The sequence below is a fragment of the Exilibacterium tricleocarpae genome, from assembly GCF_007004655.1.
Taxonomy (GTDB): domain Bacteria; phylum Pseudomonadota; class Gammaproteobacteria; order Pseudomonadales; family Cellvibrionaceae; genus Exilibacterium; species Exilibacterium tricleocarpae.
Window position 1 is genome coordinate 260089 of record NZ_ML660093.1, and the last position, 21495, is coordinate 281583.

Annotated in this window: 16 protein-coding genes; 7 read left to right on the top strand and 9 right to left on the bottom strand. The window is 58.1% G+C overall.

Features of this window, described 5'->3' with window-relative positions; genetic code table 11:
• The first annotated feature begins 2 nt into the window (after positions 1 to 2).
• Complete coding sequence (locus FKG94_RS12680) at positions 3 to 749, top strand: TrmB family transcriptional regulator (protein WP_142904703.1); 747 nt, start codon at positions 3 to 5, stop codon at positions 747 to 749.
• 89 nt (positions 750 to 838) lie between these two features.
• On the opposite strand, the gene FKG94_RS12685 is transcribed toward FKG94_RS12680, so the two are convergent.
• On the bottom strand, positions 839 to 1384 hold the full coding sequence (locus FKG94_RS12685; RefSeq protein ID WP_142904704.1) for a carboxymuconolactone decarboxylase family protein: 546 nt from the start codon (positions 1382 to 1384) through the stop codon (positions 839 to 841).
• Positions 1385 to 1529: 145 nt separating this feature from the next.
• On the opposite strand from FKG94_RS12685, the gene FKG94_RS12690 reads away from it, so the two are divergent.
• Positions 1530 to 2201, top strand: coding sequence for a TetR/AcrR family transcriptional regulator (locus FKG94_RS12690; protein ID WP_142904705.1), 672 nt, complete (start codon positions 1530 to 1532; stop codon positions 2199 to 2201).
• 338 nt (positions 2202 to 2539) lie between these two features.
• Here the strand turns inward: FKG94_RS12690 and rdgC are convergent, their stop codons facing one another.
• The 4 genes from rdgC to FKG94_RS12710 form a co-directional block, all read right to left on the bottom strand.
• Positions 2540 to 3454, bottom strand: a complete 915-nt coding sequence (gene rdgC, locus FKG94_RS12695) for a recombination-associated protein RdgC (protein WP_142904706.1) — start codon at positions 3452 to 3454, stop codon at positions 2540 to 2542.
• A gap of 130 nt (positions 3455 to 3584) precedes the next feature.
• Positions 3585 to 4856: a cytochrome-c peroxidase gene (locus FKG94_RS12700; protein ID WP_179957625.1), complete on the bottom strand. Its 1272-nt coding sequence runs from the start codon at positions 4854 to 4856 to the stop codon at positions 3585 to 3587.
• Between the two features lie 433 nt (positions 4857 to 5289).
• Positions 5290 to 6303, bottom strand: coding sequence for a FixH family protein (locus FKG94_RS12705; RefSeq protein ID WP_142904708.1), 1014 nt, complete (start codon positions 6301 to 6303; stop codon positions 5290 to 5292).
• Between the two features lie 36 nt (positions 6304 to 6339).
• Complete coding sequence (locus tag FKG94_RS12710; RefSeq protein WP_142904709.1) at positions 6340 to 8730, bottom strand: choice-of-anchor B family protein; 2391 nt, start codon at positions 8728 to 8730, stop codon at positions 6340 to 6342.
• Between the two features lie 852 nt (positions 8731 to 9582).
• On the opposite strand from FKG94_RS12710, the gene FKG94_RS12715 reads away from it, so the two are divergent.
• From FKG94_RS12715 to FKG94_RS29565, 5 genes are all read left to right on the top strand, one after another.
• Positions 9583 to 12777 carry a M36 family metallopeptidase gene (locus FKG94_RS12715; RefSeq protein WP_179957626.1) on the top strand — a complete coding sequence of 1065 codons (3195 nt, stop codon included), beginning with the start codon at positions 9583 to 9585 and terminating at the stop codon, positions 12775 to 12777.
• A gap of 1205 nt (positions 12778 to 13982) precedes the next feature.
• Entirely contained in the window at positions 13983 to 14777 is a 795-nt protein-coding gene (locus FKG94_RS12720; protein WP_142904711.1) for a hypothetical protein, read from the top strand.
• Positions 14778 to 14847: 70 nt separating this feature from the next.
• The gene (locus FKG94_RS12725; RefSeq protein ID WP_142904712.1) at positions 14848 to 15333 is read left to right on the top strand and encodes a hypothetical protein; all 486 of its coding nucleotides are present in this window, start codon (positions 14848 to 14850) and stop codon (positions 15331 to 15333) included.
• The gene (locus FKG94_RS12730) at positions 15330 to 15761 is read left to right on the top strand and encodes a type III secretion system chaperone family protein (protein WP_142904713.1); all 432 of its coding nucleotides are present in this window, start codon (positions 15330 to 15332) and stop codon (positions 15759 to 15761) included. The genes FKG94_RS12725 and FKG94_RS12730 overlap by 4 nt, the downstream gene beginning before the upstream one ends.
• A 184-nt stretch (positions 15762 to 15945) precedes the next feature.
• Positions 15946 to 16299 (top strand): CVNH domain-containing protein, encoded by a 354-nt coding sequence (locus FKG94_RS29565; RefSeq protein ID WP_425460046.1) that lies wholly within the window; start codon positions 15946 to 15948, stop codon positions 16297 to 16299.
• A 67-nt stretch (positions 16300 to 16366) separates the two neighbouring features.
• Here FKG94_RS29565 and FKG94_RS12740 read toward each other — a convergent pair whose 3' ends face one another.
• The 4 genes from FKG94_RS12740 to hutC all read right to left on the bottom strand — a co-directional run bounded on the left by FKG94_RS12740 (position 16367) and on the right by hutC (position 21093).
• Positions 16367 to 16993 carry a DUF2799 domain-containing protein gene (locus FKG94_RS12740; protein ID WP_142904715.1) on the bottom strand — a complete coding sequence of 209 codons (627 nt, stop codon included), beginning with the start codon at positions 16991 to 16993 and terminating at the stop codon, positions 16367 to 16369.
• Between the two features lie 140 nt (positions 16994 to 17133).
• Entirely contained in the window at positions 17134 to 18684 is a 1551-nt protein-coding gene (gene hutH / locus FKG94_RS12745; protein ID WP_142904716.1) for a histidine ammonia-lyase, read from the bottom strand.
• 3 nt (positions 18685 to 18687) lie between these two features.
• A complete protein-coding gene (gene hutU / locus FKG94_RS12750; protein ID WP_142904717.1) occupies positions 18688 to 20376 on the bottom strand; it encodes a urocanate hydratase in 1689 nt (562 codons plus the stop codon).
• Between the two features lie 15 nt (positions 20377 to 20391).
• Positions 20392 to 21093: a histidine utilization transcriptional repressor HutC gene (gene hutC / locus FKG94_RS12755; protein ID WP_142904718.1), complete on the bottom strand. Its 702-nt coding sequence runs from the start codon at positions 21091 to 21093 to the stop codon at positions 20392 to 20394.
• Positions 21094 to 21495 lie beyond the last annotated feature (402 nt).

Consider the following 21495-nt stretch of genomic DNA (forward strand, 5'->3'; position numbering starts at 1 on the left):
AAATGTCGGAACAAGAAACACTGCGTCAAATCGGCCTGCACGACCGCGAAATCGATATTTACCTGGCCCTGTTGCGGTTGGGGCCGGCCTCGATCCGCGATATCGGCGAGAAGGCGGGGGTGAATCGCGGCACCACGCACGAGCTGCTGAAACGGCTGCTCAAACGCGGACTGGTCAGCCTGAGGCCGAAGGGAAAACGGCGGCATTTTTGTGCCGAGAGCCCGGAAAAGCTGCTGGAGCTGGCCCGCGAACAGCAGGCCAGGCTGGCGCGGGCCGCCGACCGGCTCGAATCTGAGGTGATACCGGACCTGCACCTGCTGAAGCCGGACGGCAGCGATACCCAGGTCAAGTACTATGAGGGCGACGAGGGGATCGAGTATGTTCTCCGGGACATTCTCAATACCGCCGCCGGCAGCGCCGAGCGCAGCTACAGCGTGTATTCCTCGAAAGTGATTCGCAAATACCTGTACCGGCCCTTCCCCACGTTTACCCAGCAGCGGGTCAAGCGCCAGATCAGGGTTCGCGCCATCGCCATCGGTGAAGGTGGCGACGAGGCGCCGCTGGCGGAGCGAAAGTGGATTGCAACCGGCGCCGATCCCGATCAGCCCAGCTATGTGGCTATTTATCCACCCAAATGCGCCATGATTTCCCTGCAGGAGGGAGACTATCCGAGTGCGGTGGTGATTGAGTCCCAGGCGATCGCCCGGGCGCTGCAAATCGCTTTCGATATGTTGTGGAAACTTTTATGACCAACCGGTTGACTAACCCATAGGTAGGGTTTTAGGCCGCAAAGCGGTCCTACCTACGGGAGTGCGTTATGATGTGCGCCCCGGACTGGCTAGCGGCTCCACGCAAATTGCTCAAACGGCGCGTCCACCGGCGTGTCGGCAATGTGGTTGGTGTAGTTGCTCATGACCTTTTGGCTGATACCGAGGATAATTTCAAGTACCTGCCTTTTCGTGTAACCTGCGGCGGTGAAAGCGTCGATATCCTCGCGCTCTACACGTCCCCGCTGGCGTACCATTTTCAGGGTGAAGGTGCGCAGGGCTTCGAGTTTTTCCGGCAGTGCGGTGCCGCTGCGCAAGGCTTCTGTTATTGCGGGGTCGACACCGGCCTTATTGGCGATCGCCGTGTGGGCGGGCACACAGTAGTGGCACTCGTGCTCCACATTGATGGACTGCCAGACTACGGTCAATTCAGCGTCGTTGAACGATGAGTCCTGAAACAGACTGTGTGCCTGTTGATAGGCTGCCAACAGGCCGGGTGCTTCGGCCATAACTGCGTGCAGGTTGGGGAGCATACCGAATGCCTTACGCGAATTATCGAGCAGCGGTTTGCTGTCCTGCGGCGCTGAGTCGGCCGTATGTAGGGGAAACTGACTCATATTTGCATTCCTCGTGATTAACAGGGGATGGGGGTGAATGGTGGTTGGTAGTCCACCATTTGAACGATCGTTCAGGATTCTATGTGTATTTGATCGATCGTTCAACTATGATTTACATATAACTTTAGAACGGGAGTGATGGGTTATGGGTAGACAACTGCGCTACGAGCGAGGGGTGACCTTGGATAAAGCCATGCGGGTATTTTGGCGCAACGGATACAGCGGCACGTCCATGCGTGATCTGGAAGCAGTGCTGGATATGCGCCCGGGCAGTATTTATGCAACTTTCGGCAGCAAGGAGGGGCTGTTTCTGGAAGCACTGGATAAATATGCGCAACTCAACGGGGATCAACTGGCCCGCGCCATCGCGACAAAGGGCACGTTTATGGGCGGCTTGAGACAGTTTTTGACCGGGCTGTTGTTGAGACATGAGTCGAGACATGAGTCGAGGGATGAGTTGAGAGATGAGTTGAGGGGGGAACCGGGGGATAAGCTCGGGGATGAGAGCGAACCACCGGGCCGGGCCTGTATGCTGGCGAAAACATTGGCCGATCTTGAGCCCCGCAACGCCAAGCTCAAGGGGCGTGCGGTCGAGTTGATGGGCGTGTTTGAACACACATTCTGCGACCTCCTGACCCAGGCCAGGGCCCGCGGTGAAATCTCTGCCGCGGCGGATATTCCGGCCACGGCGCGATTCATCCAGATTCAGGTCATCGGTATCCGGTCTTTTGCCGAGGCCGAGGCCGATGTGGAAATCCTGCTCGGGCATATCGAAGATGTAATGGCGGCCATCGAACGCAAAGCCAACCCCTGCTAGTGCTTCGACCAATAAAGATTTTCACCCAAAACGGGTTTTGGTGTCCTAGCCGACACGGTCTCGATCCGGGCACAACCCTTCGGGACACGGACTAGGCGTCCCCCCGATGCATACCCGCAAGCGGGCCCGGCCCGAAATCATAGATTTCGGGCGTTGCGCGGGGCGAAGCAGTGCTTCGCTGATTCCCGCTCCACCCCTGTAGGCTCTACGCCAGCATCCCTGCTGGCGAAGGTCCCGAAGGGTTGTGCCCGGATCGAGACCTAAGTGCCATCGAGGTGAAAATGTTTTCTGGTTGAAGCACTAGGTCTCACCATCGGGGGTTGATCGCGACTGCCGCTTTACACCGCGGCGGCCTTAGGGCCGCCGAAGAACGACAACAAACGCGGTAAAAACGCATTCAGCGCCGCGCTCATCAAAGCAAAATCGGCATCAAACTGCGCCGCCGCATCGCCATCGCCGGCATCGGCGCCTTCGCTGACCAGCTTATCGGCAAATTTCAGGCGTTTGATGCTCAGGTCCTCCGCCAGCATGCAGCTCAACTGCTCGTCCCACTCTACGGCGATTTTGACCACCTGCTTGCCCGCTTCCAGGTGTAAGAGTATCTCCTCGCTGGTCAGGTCCTGGCGCTTGCAGCGAATAATACCGCCCTCGTCACCGGGTTCGCGCAGTTCGCACTCATCGCCCAGTTGCAGGTCCGCCGGCACTGCGTTGCCGCGCAGCCAGTCGCTCATCATCAGCGCCGGTGTATCGGCGACCTGGGGTGGTACGACCGGGAGGGATGTAATGGACTGGCGCAGAAAGCTGGTTAGCTCCTCGGCTTTTTTGGGACTGGCGGCGTCGACCAGCAGCCAGCCGGCGGCGGGAGCGATATACGCGTAGGTCCTGGACGACCGGGTAAACGCCCGGGGCAGGCAGTCCTGAATGATCTCCTCCTTGAGATTGTCCCGCTCCTTGCGGTAAACGCGCCGGCCCTCCTCAATTTCGATAGCCCGGGCGCGTTCGCCGACCTTCTCCCGCACCACGGTTGCCGGCAGTACCTTCTCCTCTTTGCGGGCGCAGATCATCAGGCAGCCGTTGCCGGCGTGCACCAGCGGGGTGAAGTCCGGCCCCATGGGCGCCACCCAACCGTACTGGCTCGGATCGAGCTTGCCGCAGGGTTTGAAAGGGTGTTCGTTCAAATGCTGTTCGAGGTCGTCGGCGGTGAGTGTGAATGGGGCGGTAAAACGATACAGCTGGAGATTTTTAAACCACATAGAGTCTTTTTTAAACCGTTTCGGCCAGGGCGTTCGGGCCGCGCATTATGGCCGAAGCCTGGGGTGGGGACAAGGGTGGGAGCAGGGGCTGGAGCAAGGGCGCCGCAGGCTGGTGTCCTGACGGCGCCGGTCAGTCTTTGATGTCGGCGTTCCACCAAAAGTCCCGCCGTGGGTAGGGGGAGGTGAGGGTGCCGAGAAAGGCGATCAACGCTGCCGTTTCCTGCGGCGTGAGTTTTAATGGCAGGATATCGAAGTGCGGCCGATTCGGGTGTTGCTCCCGATCGTAAAAGGGCGGTGTCGGCAGATTGTAGTGTGCCAGTACCGCCGGCAGGTCGCTGAACTGACCGGCCTGCATATAGGGCGCCGTGGCGGCGATATTGCGCAGCGTCGGCGTTTTGAATGCGCCGACCAGCTCCGGCCCTGAACGCTTGAGAAAATTCATTTCCTCGCACTGTGTCGGTTCGGCGTCGCTCCATGCCGACAGGCAGGTGAATTCGTCCTCGACCAGGGCGGCGATGCCGCTAAAACGCCCGAGATCGACCCGGCTTGGGTCCGGTTCCGGTGCGCCGATATTGTGAAACTCAAAGTTGGTAAACAGCGGCCCGTTGTGACAACTGGAACAATTGGCCTTGCCCATAAAAATCCGCAGCCCGCTGACTTCCTCTGCAGTTAGCATGGCTCTGTACGCGCCGCTGTTTTTTCTTTGCAGATGATCGATAAAGTGATCAAACCTCGATGGTGGTATCCGCAACCGGCGCTGGTAGGCCATTAGGGATTTTCCGACATTGGAGAAAACTGTGTTGGTGAGGTGTCGCCTGCCGGCAGGTAGTTTCTGCCAGCGTTTTTTGGCCCTGGCGTTGCCGAGCGGGGTGGCGTTTTTGGGTAGCCTGCGCAGTTGGCGGATATTTTCAAGACGGCCAAAAACAGCTTGGTATTCGGCACCGTGATATTTAATAACCCGGCGCACAAAGCTGGTGCGGCTGGTGTTCATCTCGACAGGGTCCTCGATCGGCGCCAGAGCCTGGGCCCACAGGCTGTCCTTGCGACCGTCCCAGTACTGCCAGGGGCTCCAGGCCGAACCGAGCAGCGTGGGCGTGCTGCGCCTGCCGGTACCGAAAGCGACGCCCCTGGCACGCCCGTCGGTAAAGTATTTGTCCGGTTGGTGGCAGCTGGCGCAGGAAAATCTGCCTCTTCTGCTCAGGCGTTTATCGAAAAATATCTTTTTGCCCAGCTTTGCCGCCGCCAGATCGTCGGCATGGTCGTTGCTCTGCGAGAGCGGTGGCGGCGACAGTGAGGACAGTGAAAAGTGTTTGAGAAAAGCAATATCGCTGTCGGTAAATGCGTAGACATCCGTGGGCGGCTGGTCGGTTTGAGCGAAAGCGGTCGCCGCGGCGAAGAACAATACTGCGCTTAGAAGGGCGGTTCTTGTTGGCAGCGGTAGCGGGCTTTTGAATGCGGGCATTGTCTTTAGATAAGGTCTCGATAAAAGTTCAGCGGTAATTGTTTCTGTAGAGCCGATTTGTATAAGACTACTGTTTCGACCAATAAAGATTTTCACCCAAAACGGGTTCTGGTGTCCTTAGCTGACACGGTCTCGATTCGGGGGGGGCGCCTAGCCTATGGCCCTCCGGGACACACCGTACATACATCCCTGTAGGCTCTACGCCAGCATCCCTGCTGGCGAAGGTCCCGAAGGGCCATAGGCTAGGCGCCCCCTCCGGATCGAGACCTCAGTGCAACCGACGTGAAAATATTTTCTGGTCAAAGCGCTAGATTTTCAAAAAGTCGTCGCAATAAAACCAGTCTCTATAACGTGGGCTTCGGTAAAGTCAGTGCTATAAAACCAGGTTAAATACTACGGAGTCGGTCGAGTTGGCAGCCGCATCGGGTTGCTCTGTCTCTGCATCGCCGCCGGTTGCAATATTGAACTGCATGACCCACCACCCCTTCATTTGAAACTTGAGACCGTCCACCTGGTAGACCCCGGGCGCCAGCTCGCCGACCACCCGCGGCTGGGTCGGCAGCCCGTGGACATGCCCGGGCATATGACCCACTATCTCGATACGCGCGCCTGTGACCGGGTTGCCGGTCAGGTCGCTCAGGAACAAGGCCCAGCGGTGAATCTTATTAAATGGCACCAGGTGTGCCGTGTTCTCGTCGGCTTTGTCCCCGGCTTTGACCTCGATGTGGGCCAGATAGTTTTGCTCGCGCGAGAGCTGAAAGGAGCGGATATCCAGGTTGTCCGGCGCGTTTTGCCCGGCCAGTGCCGGCACCAGCATTGACATGCTGGCGTCTACCTGGCTGCGGTCGATATTGTCCGTCGGCGTCCCCATTTTATTCAGCATATTGGGGTGCACGCTGCGGAACTTGGTATTGTGGGCGATAAACGCCGAGGTCGAGTCGTCCATCGACAACGGTTTTCGATTCAGGATTGTGCCTTCCCACCTGACCAGGGCACCCTGTTCAAAGAGGTCCAGGGCTGTGTAGTAGAGCGCTCTGCTCTGTTGGCGCAGCTCACTGCCCCCGGTCTGGGTCTGTTGCAGTTGGCCGACCAGATTATCGGTGGTTTCGTTGAGTTGCCGGTGCACCGTTTGGTCGGGTGTCTTTCGCGAACGGGCGCGCAGTTGGTTGATGCGCTTGCGGAGTCGATTGGCGTTGATAATATTGCGGTCGGCCTGTTCCCCCAGTTGATTGGACTGCTCCAGGTGCCGGCGCGCTTCGGCAAACAGGCTCGCCGCTGCGGGTGGGGTGGCGGCATTGACGAAACCTGCCAGCAGGCAAGCCGGCGCGGCGAGCGCCGCAAGCGCGAGAAACGCCGACAGCCGATGTATTTTTTGTGTTGCAGCCATAGTACGCAGTCTGGTCGCAGCCGTGGACGGCTGTGTTTAATTCGGGCAGATAGCCAGGTCGTCAATGCCGCACTCGACCAGGTCGCCGGTCCCGGCCCCGTCGGAACACTGTATGCGCAGCACCACATCGGCGCCGGCAGCAACCGGGGCGCTGGTGTTGGCCCAGGCGGCGTTTGAGGTACTGTCGCCGTTGCTGACCAGGGTGTTGAAGGTGACGCCGCCGTCGGTGGAGAGCGCCAGGTCGAAAAAGTCCTGCGCGTCGTCGCCGGCGGTGCGCTGGCCGTGGAAGTAGGCGATATTCAGTGTGGAATCCCGAGCGACGCTGTAGGTGGGTGAAAGGGCAGTGCAGTTGCCGCCGTCCACGTCATCGGCGCCGGCCGATGAATTGGTGGCGGTAAAATACGCCCGGCTGCCGGAATTGGCGCCGCCGACCTGGGTGGTGACGCCACCGTTGGCCTGTTGGGTGGGCGTGTCCGCAACATAGCTGCCCGTGCTGCAGGTCGAGGTGGCGGCGTTACGCCAGCCGGCAGCACCCGATTCGAAACTTTCCGTAACCGTGCAAGTGGGTGCGGGCGTGGTGGCGCACACTGAGACCTGGTCGAGGCCGGCCTCGACAATATCGCCGTTACTGACGCCGTCGGTGGCTCGCACCCGCAATTGCACGACCCCGGGATTGGCGAGCGTGGTGCTGGCGGTCGCCCAGGCGGCGCTACTGGTGACATCGCCGACGGATACCAGGGTATCGACGACCACACCGTTGTTTAACACCTCGATGGTGAAGCCGTCGGCGCCGTCATCGCCGGCGTCGCGCTGGCCGTGAAAGTAGGCTGTGGATATTCGCACGCCCTGTTCACCGCTGGCATCCACCGCCGGCGACAGGGTTTCACAGGTACCGCCATCGACATCGTTGGAACCGAGGCTGGAATTCGGTGCCGTAAACCAGGCGCCGCTACCGGCGGCGGCGCCGGCCACCTGCAGCGTGATGCTGCCGCTCGAGGTCTGTGTCGGTGTGCCGCGCACGAAAGTGCCGGTGCTGCAACTGCTGTTGCCGTCGCTCCAGCCGTCGGCACTGCTCTCGAAGCTGGCCTCGTACAGGCAGTCGCCGGGCGGCGGTCCGTTGATGGCATCCCAGTCGGGCGTCACCACAAACAGGCCGTTACCGATATCGCTGAGGATGATATTGCCGCTTTCGAAATAGACGTAGCTGCTCCAGGCCCCGGAGAACTGGGCGGAATCCGAGCCGGGAATGGTATCGAAAAACGCCACCTCGGTGAGATTGCCATTGGCGATATCATCACTGGCCAGAATACGCAGGCCGGCCCGGTAGTTGGCTTCGAAAATGTAGTTGTCTTTGGTGTAGAGGTTGTGGTCGATAGCGCGGCTGGGGCCGACATAACGTCCGATTTCAACGGGGTTGTCCAGATCGAACAAGTTCCAGATATAAGACGTGGTGTTGATGCCGTTACGCAGTTCGTCCTGCTCGTCGTTCATAATCAACAGTTCGTGATTGTCGTTCAGGAACCAGCCCTGGTGGGTATAGCGCGAACCGCTGTAACCGGTGCGGGAAATCTGCACCGGATTGGACTTGTTGGTGACATCGACGATGGTGATGGTGTCCTCATTGTAGCCGATACAGATTTCCCGGCCGCGATAGGTGGCGTCCGGACCCGCGTAGACGACACACTGGGTATCGTGGGTATAGCCGTCGGAGGAAAAACATCCGGCAAACGACGGCGCCGCCGGATTGGAAATATCGACCATATACAAGCCGCCGCTACAGCGATTGCTGCCGACGATATAGGCGTACCCGGTGTCTTCGTTGATCGCTATATTGTGGGCGGGACCGAAGCCGCCGAGGTGGGCGGTTTCGCTGAGCGTGCCGCCGGGTGTGGTGATCGTGCGCAGGGTATTGAGATCGAAAACCTGTAAGCCGTGGGTGGCATTGCCGCTACCGTCGGCGACGATAAACGCGTGGTCGTTGTAGACTTTTATATCGCGCCAGGGATCACTGCCAAAATCGTGGGCGGGAAGATAGCCCATAAAAACCGGATTGCGGGCATCGGTGACATCGACGAAAGATGTGCCCGCCACGCGGCCGACCAGGGCGAACTCCCTGCCGGTTACCGGGTCGGTCCAGCCCCAGATATCGTTGAGGTTGCCGGAGCCGCCTCCCATATCGGCTTTGGCGAGAAACGACTGGAAGTCAATTTTACTGCACGGGTAACCGTTGGCACTGCCACTGGTGCAGGTTGCCGCCGCGGCCGCGCTGAGGTCACCCTGGGCGAGCCCCTGCAGCATCAGCGACGGCTGTCCCTCGTCGGTGTCGTCAAACTTGAAGAGGTCCGGAAACATGGCGCTGTGGCTAAAAGCCGCCGACGCAAACACAACTGATAAGACTGAAAAACACCCGCAACCTAAGCGCTTCATTGTACTGTCCCTTATTATTAAGTATTGGACTAAAAACTGGAGGTAGACTGCATAACTCTCGCGTCTGCCAACAGCGTTTCTTATATCTACAACGTATCTAATATCTGTAGCGTATCAACGTGCCCTGAAATTCGCTTTTGCCTTTGGGGCTTGGTAGGTCTGGTTTATCCGGGTAGAGCTGGCCGTGGATAAACTATAGTATGTTTTTTTCTGTTGGCAGAATATATCTTTCTATAAGCAAAATATATTTTCTACTGTCAATCCAAAGCCGTTGGTCGATATGGCGTGCAGTTCAGCCAACCAGCATTCCGACAATTTTCCGCAATCCTTCCCGCGATCTTTTTGCAACCAAAGTTCGGCCGGTACTTGGCGACACCGATATTGAGGATAGAGGTTTTGGTGACATTGTATTCAGCGATAAAGGTTTTAGTGACATGTGTAGAAGAGATCGGTCGAGTTTAGTGTGTTGTTTTGGCCGTAGTCAAATATTTGTTTGAAACTTGCGGGCAGATTGAGATGCTTGCCTCAGAATGGCGGGTGCCTGGCGTTTGTTTTGTGCTTGCTAACGGTGTTATGGCGCGGTAGTTTTTTTAGGTTTTGGCTTTGCGCTTGAATCACTGATTTTTTATTTTTTAGATTTGGGTCAACCTATATTTAATATAAGTAAACCTGTGGCTTTCGGGTTAGGGAAATAGCGAATCACGCTAGCGGCTCGCATGAGGTATTTAAAAGTTAATCCGTTCTAGTATGTGGGTTACCGGCCGTGTCGAAAATTTTATATAAATAGACACGGCTATTTGCATGCTAAGTGTTGTTCGCCGAGGTTTCATTCACGATAAATCAGAGGTGGTTATGAACAAGAGTAATTACCGACCAGGTTGCAGCGATAGAAGTAATTTTAGTAAGAAAATTTTTTTCAGAACCATGGGTGTTTCACTACTGGGCTTGGCCATGTCTTTGGCCGCCACCGCACAGGTGAGTTCCGGCAAGCACGACCGCGATATCGATAAACGTTTATTGACGGCACCGCTGATCTCGGCACCGACGCCCGGTAGCGAACAGCAACAGTCGCTGGCAACGATGCGCCGGGATCAACCGGGCATTATGGCGAGGTTTAACGAATACGGCGTCACCAGTTCCCTGACCAACCCTACCGGTCCGGTAGCATCGGCCGTGCCGAGTGCCTCCGGTCCAGAGGCGACGGCGAGAAGTTTTCTCGCCGGCAATCTGCCGCTGCTCGGTTTGGAAACCGCTGATATTGAGGGGATGGCGTTAACCGATGTCGTTAAATCCATCAGTGGCGTTACGCACTATTATTTCGGTCAGACGTTGAAGGGTATTCCTGTCTATAACGGGCAACTGCAGGTGCACGTCACCGAGGCGGGCGCGATCAGCCATGTCAACAATGCCTTTATTCCCAAGTTGGCGGCGGCGGTCGGCGCCATGACGCCGAGAATCGGACCGGACAAAGCCATTGCCGCCGCCGCCCGCGAGTTGAATATCAATCTCTCGCAACAGCCGGAGCTGGTGCGGCAGTTGACCGATGCCCAGGCCACCTCGGTATTGCGGCAGGCACAGTTGGCGCCGCAGCCGATCAAAGCCAAACTGGTGCTGGTGCCCATGTGGCCGGGTCATGTGGCGCTGGCGTGGAACTTTCAGTTTCAAATGGATCATGCGTGGCCGGATATTACCGTCAATGCCGAAACAGGTGAGTTGATCACCAGTTTCGATATGATGCGGGACACGGCGTTTCGAGTGTACGCCGAACCGGTAGAGAGCCCCATTCATACAACGCCGCTGCCGCCCGCCGATGCGCGTACGCTGGTGATGGACCCGGAAGATGCCATCGCCTCCCCGCAGGGTTGGTTTGACGGCACCTCCACGCTGATGGACGGCAATAATGTCCACGCCTGCGCCGATCGCAACGGCAACAATAGCTGCGACTCGCCACAGCCAAACTGCGGGGCGGGCCAGGTCTGTGATTTTCCCCTCGACCTGAGCGGCAATCCCGCCAACTCCCTAAGCGCGGCCATTGCCAACCTGTTTTACTGGAACAACCATATCCACGACGTGCAGTATCAATATGGTTTCGACGAGGTCGGCGGCAATTTTCAGGAAAACAATTTCGGTCGCGGCGGCGCCGGTTCGGATTCGGTCAATGCCGAGGCGCAGGACAACGCCAATGGCGGCTCCAACTGCAATGCCAACTTCGCGACACCGACCGACGGCGGCAATCCGCGTATGCAAATGTTTTTGTGCAACCGCGGCAATCCCTCCCGTGACGGCGATTTCGATAACGGCGTTATCGTGCACGAATACGGCCACGGTATCTCCATTCGACAGGTGGGCGGTCCGGGCAACAGCAGTTGTCTGAACAACCGCCAGCAGGGTGGTGAGGGCTGGAGCGACTGGTTTGGTCTCGTCTACACGGCGAAAGCCAGTGACCAGGCCACCGACCCCCGTGGCCTTGGCGCGTATCTTTTTGCACTGGCGCCCGACGGTACCATTCGGCCGCAGCAGTACAGTACCGATCCCGCGATCAATAATTATACCTACGAGTCGGTTCGCGGCAGTGTTGTGCCCCACGGGGTGGGCTCGGTCTGGGCGCAGGCGCTGTGGGAGGTGTACTGGGCTTTGGTGGATAAACACGGCTTTGAAGGGGACTTGCTCAATTTCGATATCAACGATGCTAACGAGGCCGGCAACAAGCGCGCGTTGTTCTACGTGAACGAAGGCCTGAAAAACACCGCCTGCTCGCCGACGTTCGTAGCGGCCCGCGACGGTATTATCGCCGCGGTCAACAACAGCTTCGGGGGCGAGGATGTGTGTACGGTCTGGCAAGCGTTTGCCGCCTTTGGCCTCGGTGTCAATGCGGTGTCCGGCGGTTCCAACAGCACCAGTCCCACCAACGGCTTTAACCTGCCGGCCCAGTGCGATGGCACCCCGCCGCCGGTGCTGACCTGTGCAGATGGTTCCGACCCGTTGTATGTGGCGGATTTTGAGGCCGATGCCGGTGGTTGGGTCGGCGGCAGCAGCAGTTGCACCACCGGTGCCTTTGTGCGCGGCACGCCGACGCTGCAAGCCGACGGCGGTGTGACCACCCAGGTCGGTGGCGCGGCCAGCGGCAACGGTGCCTGGTTCACCGCTACCAACACCGCCGCGGGCAGCAACGATGTCGATGGCGGCACTTGTGAAACACTCTCGCCGGCGGTGGATTTGAGTGCGTTGCAGGCGGCGGATATTTCCCTGTCTTACTTCCACGGCCAGCGCGACGGGGGTGACGACGCCAGCGATGGGTTCAGTATCGAGGTTTTGAACAATGGCGTCCTGGCGGCGACCATGGTCAATATCGGTGATGTGACCACCAATGCGGCCTGGACGGCGGCTTCCTCCGTGATCAACAACCCGGGCACTGTGCAGTTGCGTGTGCGGGCCACTGACGGTGCCGCCGGCGGGGACTTGATCGAGGGCGGTGTCGACAAGGTGTTGTTCTGTGCATCGGGTCCGGTGACCGGGGGTTGTAGCGTCGAAGAAGGCTTTGAAAGCGGTGCCGGCGGCTGGAGCAATTCCAGCGCGTCCAGTTGTACCACCGGTGCCTTCGTAACCGGCACCCCGACAGCGCAAAGCAACGGCGGCGTGACCACCCAGGTGGGCGGTGCCAACAGCGGCAGTGGCGCGCTATTTACGGCCACCAACTCCAGCGCCGGTGTCAACGATGTGGACGGCGGCAACTGTATTGTCGGTTCGCCGACCTACGGTGTCAGTGAGGCATCGACGCTGTCGGTAGCCTATTTTCACGGCCAGCGCGACAGTGGTGATGACGCCGGCGATTTCTTCCGCTTGCAGGTTTCCACCGATGGCGGCAGCACCTTCACCACACTGGCCGATAATGGTGATGTTCTGTCAAACGCCGCCTGGCAGACGGTAACGGCGCCGGTGGCGGCTGGCGCCAATGTGGTTTTACAGGTGCAGTGTGCCGACGGCGTGGCGGATGGCGATTTGGTGGAATGCGGGATTGACGATGTGAGTATCTGTCCGACGAATTAGGTAGCTGCGGCTGTTTACTTGTTGAGCGGGCTCTTTGGCCCGCTTTTTTTTGAGGGTGCGCCAGGCATGGCGCGTTGCGCCCTGGGGATGCTGTTGCGGTTTCTTGCGGTGGCGGCCGCCTAACAGAGGGATAGCCCTCTGTCGGGTCCGGCAAGAGAGGGCTTATTCGTTTACGGAGGCGGCTTTTTCAATGCAATAATTAGTCGCAGTCGGGAACTTATTGGTGAGGTAATCCATTTTATTAATAAATTGATTCCAGTGATCACCCTGGATCGCTATTTACGAAAATAAAGTGAGAGCTTGATATGTGTCCAAGTCCTCTGGCTCCGAGTGCTTTGCAGGCCGGTCGAAGCCTTCTAAAGCGGTTTACCCAGAAACTACCAAGTCAAGTAAGAAGGCCCACACCCCGGCCTTCGCCTGCGCCTCCGCCGCCGTTGCCCCCCAGGCCTGTTAATCTGCAGACGTCTCCGCCGTCGCTGCCCCCCAGGCCTGTTAGTCTGCAGACGTCCCCGCCGCCGTTGCCCCCCAGGCCTGTTAATCTGCAGACGTCTCCGCCGTCGTTGCCCCCCAGGCCTGTTAATCTGCAGACGTCCCCGCCGCCGTTGCCCCCCAGGCCTGTCAATCTACAAACGCCTCCGCTGTTTTCCCCTACGCCTGTGCGGCCGTCTTTTTCGGGGCCGTATTCTGGGTTTGTGGAAATGCTGGCCGAGCGCGCACAAACTATGAGCCAGCGTCTGGAGCAGAGTTCGCATGCCAGTTTTGGCAACCCCAATGGCTCTGTTAGTCCGCAGACGCCTCCGCCGCCGTTGCCCCCGAGACCTACCGGTGCGGGAACTGCTGTCCATGCCCAAGGACCTGCGGTTCCTCCTAAGCCTGCTGCGTACATGACGCAAAACCCGAGACCTGCCGGTGCGCAAACTGCTGTCCATGCCCAAGGGCCTGCGGTTCCTCCTAAGCCTGCTGCGTACATGACGCAAGACCCGAGACCTGCCGGTGCGCAAAGGCCTCCGCCGGTGCCCCCTAAGATTTTAGAGACCTCCGGGTTGCTCGGGAATGCTACGCTGGCAGTATCTCCGCCGTCGTCCTCAATGCCTGAGAGTGCGCAAACACCTCCTCAGTTGTCCCCCATACCTGCAAGTGTGCAGCCGTCTCTTTCGGCTACTTCCGGGGAGTGGGGGAAAAGACTGGTCGAGCAACTAGAGGCTGTGGCCGAGGGCCTGCAAGATAGTTCGTTTGCCGGTTTTGGCAACCCCAGTGGCTCTTCCAGTGTGATGGATCATATTACACCCAAGGAATATGAGATGCTGACACTGCCATCCAGTTATGCATCAACACAGTATTCGCCATCATCGCATGCCCAGCCGGATAACAGAACGGCAGCTCCTCAGTCGCGTTGGGAGAGAGTTGGCTCGAATCAGGTTCATAATGCCGCAGAGCAAACCTCACCCACACCTGGGGCTTCGACAAAGAAAGAGACCATTGATGTCACATTCCAGTCGGGGTTCCGGCCGAGTTCGACGCAGTGGCACGTTATGGAGATAGTCAACAAAAATTCGTCCGAGGCCAGTTATACGAAAGAGGATATTCGTCAGCTCCAATCGCGTAGAGAAGAAATCCTGGCAGGCGCCCAGCAAGTTGTAGACGCTGCGTCCAAAAAGAAGGCAGCAATCATTGCGAGTGGGGTTCCAGAGACGCAAGTAAAATTACAAATAGCCGGTGATGATGCGCTAGTTATTAAAACGGCTGTGGAAACGATGCGTACCCTGCAGATGGCTGATAGTCGTCGAAAAAGAACCCACTTCAGCGATAGACTAGCATATGCCAATATGACTTACGCCGAAGCTGAAAAGAAATTCGGTCTGATAGCAGACTTCGTCGAGAATAACAAGGCGTCTTTTGACAATTCAACGGTTGGTGGTTTTGAAGACGCAAAACGCAACGTATCGCCCAAAAGAGGGTCCCCGTCACGTATAGATAAGGAAGAAACTTACTACCGTTAGTAGTTTTTTAATAACTGACAGCACCTAAGCGGCTATTCTCACCAAGGTTTAACAGCATTGCGGCGGAAATATGATGTCTAACCAGCACGAAAAAAAAGACTTCAAACAGCACGTGAGCGCCATAGCTCGCCTCGCTGAAAGTGAGGTCACAGAAGATGACGACAGGTTTATTTTGGTCGTTGACGGCCAAACCTGTACATTCAGCAAGCCGGAAGGTGCGCAAACGCACTTCAGTCTAAGTGTCGACATTATCGATATTCCGCAAAGTGAATCGAAACGACGCCAGCTTCTTAAGGCGTCACTTTCCTATAATTTCAAATACTACAATGGCTGGGCATCCATGTTGTCACTCTGTCGTGCCGGCAAGGCCATTCAGGCGACCACTCGCTTTGACACCAACTATGCTGTCGATAAGTTATTTGCAGGGCTTCGACATTTTTGTCGAGCCGTTCCCGATTTGCGCTCAGAGCTGACCCGGGGCTGGTTTACCGGTACGACCGATGAGGAGTCGGTGAGGGATTTTATGCTGCAAGCCCGCCTGCGAGGTGCGTTATGAGTCAGTCGGACTTCGAGACTTTAGTGGCTGGTGTCTGTGAACGAATTGGCCTGACTCAACCCGAGGGTGTGTTGCGTGGCGAGGGGATTGTTTTTGACGGCGTGTATTTTTCAATAGCCTATAACGAGAAAGTCTGCCCGCACTCGGTTTTTGTGTACTTTGATTACGGTGTGCCGCCGCGTGCATTTGAGAACCTCGTTTTCGCTCATCTGCTGAAAGAGAATGAACATCGCATCAGACGGCAGTTGCCCATTTTCTCCATCGCACCACAAGGCGATCGAGTTGTTGGCATGCATCGCTTTTCAGTAAAGGGAATAACCGCAGCACAATTAGTCGAGCAAATGACTTATATGGCGGCTGCGGTGAATAGCTGGAAGGAGATCGACTGGTCCGCCGTGGCTGGCAGAGACCGGGTTGTAACTCGATAGCTGCCTCCGGCCGGAATTTTGGCGTTTTTTACGTGGCTTCAAAAAAAGCAGGAGGTTAAGAAAAACTGAAAGTAGGAGAATGGTTCAAACGATCAGTTAGAGAGAATATTGTACTATTTCGATTTAGACATTAATTGCAGAACAGGAGAGTTTTATGAAATTTCTGGTCTTTTTAGTGGCTCTGATGCCATCACTAGTCTTTGCCGGTGGGTTCGATAGAAGCTGCTGGAATATACGACTCAAAAATAGTTGTACCTATCAACATTATTGTAACTTAGGGGCTACCTGTAAACGCAAAAACGGCACTGCGAACGCAGAGGCATGGATAAACCTTACTAACCACATAGGAAATAGTGACGGCTATTTAGCACGCAACAGTAGTGGTTTCTCTTCGACTTGCCAGGAGGTTCAGCTAAGTGGTACTAGGCTGGATGCGATATGTATTAGGCGTTCAGGGCAACTTGCTGAGCAATACTCAGCCGCTGGCTTGGCTGATTGTATAGCCAATCGTGATGGCAATCTTGTTTGGAGTTGTTAAAAACAGATTATCTAAGAGGCCTCGCTCTACGGAGTGCGGCCTCATCTTATGTAGTGAATACTACCCATTAAAAATACACCCGCGCCTCCAGGCTTCGATAATCCGCTTCCAATTGCTGCCGGCGGTACTCCAGATCGTAGATATCCCCGCGCAGGTGACCGATACGCCGCTCCAGCTTTTTAATATCGTGCAGTAGCGCGTGGCGCTGGTCTTTATCGGTATCATCGTGGATCAGTGCCTTTTCCTTGTCCGCTACCCTGTCGCGCAGCCGCTCGATTTTATGCCGGCGCTGGCTGATAGTGTCGCCGATATCGGCAATATCGCGATCGATTCTGTAGAGATCCCGCCCCTGTTCGTATCCGGCCAGAAATTCACCTTCCAGGTAATTCGGGCAAACCCCTTTGTACGAGTGACCCGCTTTACCGTGGTAAAAACCCGAGGCGCCCTGACAGTAGTTTTCCAGCCCCTCTTCGCGGCCCTGCTGATAGGCAAACAGGTCCGGGGTCACGCCGTACTCGGCGCAGGCCTGGCGGTGTTCCCCGAGCCGGTCTGCGGTGGCACCGCGGGTGCCGTCTTCCATGCCGATCATGCGCCAGTCGGCGCTCAGGCACTCGGAACGGTTCATGGTGGCGCAGCCGCCGAGCAGGGCGGCCGCCAGAAGGATGGAAATGATAGACCCGTTTTTCGATATCACGACGCAGTTCCCTTCTTATCGATTTTCTCAGCGCAGCATAAACGCGGCGAGATGAATCGAACCTGAATGGGTTCTGCCGAATGGCACTGTGTTTAGTCCGTACCAGGCCGGCTCAAGGAAGTGTCGTTTAGTGGCGCCAGCTAAACACCGGTAATGCGAATCTCGCCGTCCACCAACCCGGTCAACACCTCCGCCCTGATCAGTTGCACAGCCTGTTCAATATCCGGGGAGAAGTAGCGATCCCGATCGTAGAAAGGCACCTTGCTGCGCAGCTCCGCGCGGGCGCTCTCCAGCGCCGGTGAACTGCACAGACCGTCGAGAAAATCCAACCCCTGGCAGGCGGCCAGCCACTCGACCGCGAGTATGCCCACCGTGTTGTCGTACATATCGCCCAGCCGCCGGGCCGCAAAGGTGGCCATGGATACATGGTCCTCCTGGTTGGCGGAGGTGGGCAGGCTGTCGATACTGGCGGGGTGGGCCAGGCTTTTGTTTTCGCTCGCCAGCGCGGCGGCGGTGACTTGGGCAATCATAAAGCCGGAGTTGACGCCGCCGTTATTGACCAGAAACGGCGGCAGGCCGCTCAGCTGGGTATCGATCAACAGCGCCACCCGCCGCTCCGCCAGGGCGCCGATTTCCGCCAGCGCCAGCGCCAGGTTATCCGCCGCCATGGCGATGGGCTCGGCGTGAAAGTTACCGCCGGAGATGATCGGATCGGCATCCGGCGGCGCGTCTGCATCGGTAAATACCAGCGGGTTGTCTGAGACACCGTTGGCCTCCACCAAAATGCTATCGGCGGCGTTGCGCAGTTGCTGCAGGCACGCGCCCATCACCTGGGGCTGGCAGCGCAGGGAGTAGGGGTCCTGTACCTTGTCGCAATCGCGATGGCTCGCCTCGATATCCGAGTGGCTCAACAGTTGGCGATAGGCCAGCGCCATATCCATTTGCGCCCGATGTCCCCGGGCGGCGTGGATACGCGGATCGAAGGGCTTGCGCGAACCCCGTGCGGCCTCGACGCAGAGGGCGCCGGTTACCGTGGCGGCGGTCAGCGCATTTTCCGTTTTGAACAAACCCTCCAGCGCCAGTGCGGTGGATGCCTGGGTGCCGTTGAGCAGGGCCAGCCCCTCCTTCGGCGCCAGGGTGATGGGCGCCAGTCCCGCCAGTTGCAGCGCTACTTTGGCGGTGATGCGCTCGCCTTCGTAAAGCGCCTCGCCCTCTCCCAGCAGCACCGCGCTCATATGCGCCAGTGGCGCCAGATCGCCGCTGGCACCCACCGAACCCTTGAGCGGAATACAGGGATAGATTTCTTTGTTGACCAGTGTGATCAACGCCTCGATAACCGTGCGCCGAATACCGGAAAACCCACGCGCCAGGGAATTGATTTTCAAAATCATCAACAGTCGCACAGTGCTCGCTTGCATCAACGGGCCGATGCCGGCGGCGTGGGACATAACGATGCTGTGTTGCAGGGTTTCCAACTCCGCCGGGTCGATACGGGTGTGCGCCAGCAGGCCGAAGCCGGTGTTGACCCCGTAGACAATACGCTGCTGCTGAATAACCTCCTGCACGGCCGCTGCCGAGGCATCGATAGCCGGGTAGCAGTCCGGGTTCAGCTCCACGGCGGTAGCGCGTTGGTAAATATTTTTTAAATCATCGAGTGTCAACTGGCCCGGAGTAATGATGAGCTTTGCCATTGATCACCCCTTCGTTGTCGAGTTTGTGTTGAGCATGGGCAGGTCCAGGTCATTGTCTCGGGCGCAGTCTTCGGCCAGTTCATAGCCGGCGTCCGCGTGACGCATAACGCCGGTGCCGGGATCGTTGCGCAGCACCCGGCCAATGCGCGCCGCTGCTGCCGCGGTGCCGTCGCAGACGATCACCACACCGGCATGCTGGCTGAATCCCATACCGACGCCGCCGCCGTGATGAAGGCTTACCCAGGTGGCGCCGCCGGCGGTATTGAGCAGCGCGTTGAGCAACGGCCAGTCGCTGACCGCGTCGGAGCCGTCGCGCATGGCCTCGGTCTCGCGGTTGGGCGAGGCCACGGAACCGGAGTCGAGATGATCGCGGCCGATCACAATCGGCGCGCGCAGTTCACCGCTGGCGACCATCTCGTTGAAGGCCAGACCCAGGCGCACCCGGTCTTTCAATCCGACCCAACAGATGCGCGCCGGCAGCCCCTGAAACTGAATACGCGCCCGCGCCATATCCAGCCAGTTGTGCAGGGCGGGATTGTCGGGCATCAGCTCTTTCACTTTGGCATCGGTGCGATAGATATCCTCCGCATCGCCGGACAACGCCACCCAGCGAAACGGGCCTATGCCCTCGCAAAACAGCGGCCGGATATACGCCGGTACAAAACCGGGAAAGTCGAAGGCGTTCTCAACGCCCTCTTCATAAGCCATCTGGCGAATATTGTTACCGTAATCGAGCGTGGCGGCGCCGGCGCTTTGCAGGTCCAGCATCGCCTGCACCTGGACCGCCATGGACTGCTTGGCGGCTTTGACAACCGCCGCCGCATCGGTGCTGCGCTGCCGGCGGGCCTGTTCCAGGCTCCAGCCGCGCGGCAGATAACCGTTCAGCGGGTCGTGGGCGCTGGTCTGGTCCGTCACCACATCCGGGGTAATGCCCTGATCCACCAGCGCTGGAAAAACATCCGCCGCATTGCCCAGCAGGCCGATGCTGACGGCACGCTGTTCGGCACCGGCCTGTTGTACCAGCGCCAATGCCTGTTCCAGTGACGTGGCTTTTTGATCCAGGTAGCCGGTCTGCAAACGCAAATCGATACGGGTTTCATCCACCTCCACCGCGATCATGCTAAAGCCCGCCATGGTGGCGGCGAGCGGTTGTGCGCCGCCCATACCGCCGAGCCCACCGGTTAGGATCCAGCGGCCGGCAGCCTGTCCGCCGAAATGTTTTTTCGCCACCGCCGCAAAGGTTTCGTAAGTGCCCTGGACAATGCCCTGGGAGCCGATATAAATCCAGGAGCCCGCCGTCATCTGGCCGTACATCATCAGCCCCTTGCGATCCAACTCGTTAAAGTGCTCCCAGGTGGCCCAGTGGGGCACCAGGTTAGAGTTGGCGATCAGCACCCGCGGGGCGTCGGCGTGGGTGGTGAACACGCCCACCGGTTTGCCGCTTTGGACCAGCAGGGTTTCCTCGTCGCCCAGGCGCGTGAGGGTTTCGACAATCTTGTCGTAACAGGCCCAGTCCCGGGCGGCGCGGCCGATACCGCCGTAAACCACCAACTGCTCGGGGTGTTCGGCCACCGCCGGGTCCAGGTTGTTCATCAGCATGCGCAGCGGTGCCTCGGTCAACCAGCTTTTTGCCGTGAGGTTGGTGCCGGTGGGTGCTTGGATACGCCGGTGTTTATCGGTTCGGGCGCTCATGGCTCGCTCTCCGTGTTAAAAGTTCAAGTGATCCCCCAGGCGGTAGCGGCCGCCCGGGTGATAGAGATAGGCAAAACTCACCACGCCGCGCTGACTCCAGGTGCGGCGACTGACTTTGAGGCAGGGCGCCTGTGCGTCCATATCCAGGTGGCGGGCAATAGCGGCCGGGGCGCAGACGGCCTCCACCACATGGTCCGCCTCGGTCAGGGGGGCCACCTGGCTCAGGTAGGCATTGGGCGTCAACTGGGTGAAGTCCTGCTCCAGGTATTCGGGGGCAAAGGCGGGATTGATATAGCGCTGTTCGTATTGCAGCGGCCGGCGGTTTTCGCTGTGGACGATGGTGCTTTGATACAGGGTGGCGGCGCTGTCGAGACCCAGCCACGCCGCCTGCTGCGGATCGGCCGGGTCGGCGCTCAGTGCCAGCACTTGGCAACTATAGTGGTGGCCGCGGCTTTGAATTTCCTCGGCGATATTGCGGATTTCCACCAGCGAACTTATCGGGCGGCGGTCGGCGACAAAGCTGCCCAACCCCTGGGTGCGCACCAGTACGCCTGCATCGGCCAACTCGTGCAGCGCGCGCCGGGCGGTCATGCGGCTCACCTGAAACTGGCTTACCAGTTGATTCTCCGAGGGCACGCGGTCACCGGGGGCCAAATCCCCCTGTGCTATTTGGTGGACGATATGGTCTTTGATCAAAGCGAAGCGCGGTGTGGCCATAGGGGGATACGTACCTTTGTCAGGCTTTTTAAGGTGGGTGCAGGTACAAAGTTTAGTTGTATATACAAGAGCAGACAACTAAACTTTAGGCCGATTTTGGTATTCGGTCCGAATCGATATGGGGGATTTCGGGTCGAAGAGGCTCATATTGCGATAAGCAGTGGGGAACGTCGGAAAAAGGCGCTATCGTGGGGGAGATTATGAGGGCAAAGGGTGATGGGGCCTATAATCAGGAGGATTTGCACAATCGACCCTTGCGCTAACCTCGCTGATCTTGGCTAGAGGGACTGAGAGTAGTTCAGCCTTTGAAGGGAACCGTGCCACCGCCAACCGGCACCACTCGCGGCGGCACGGTGCGGGGACGTAACTTCAGTTGCGTCCCCCTCGAGAGGAACCACTCCC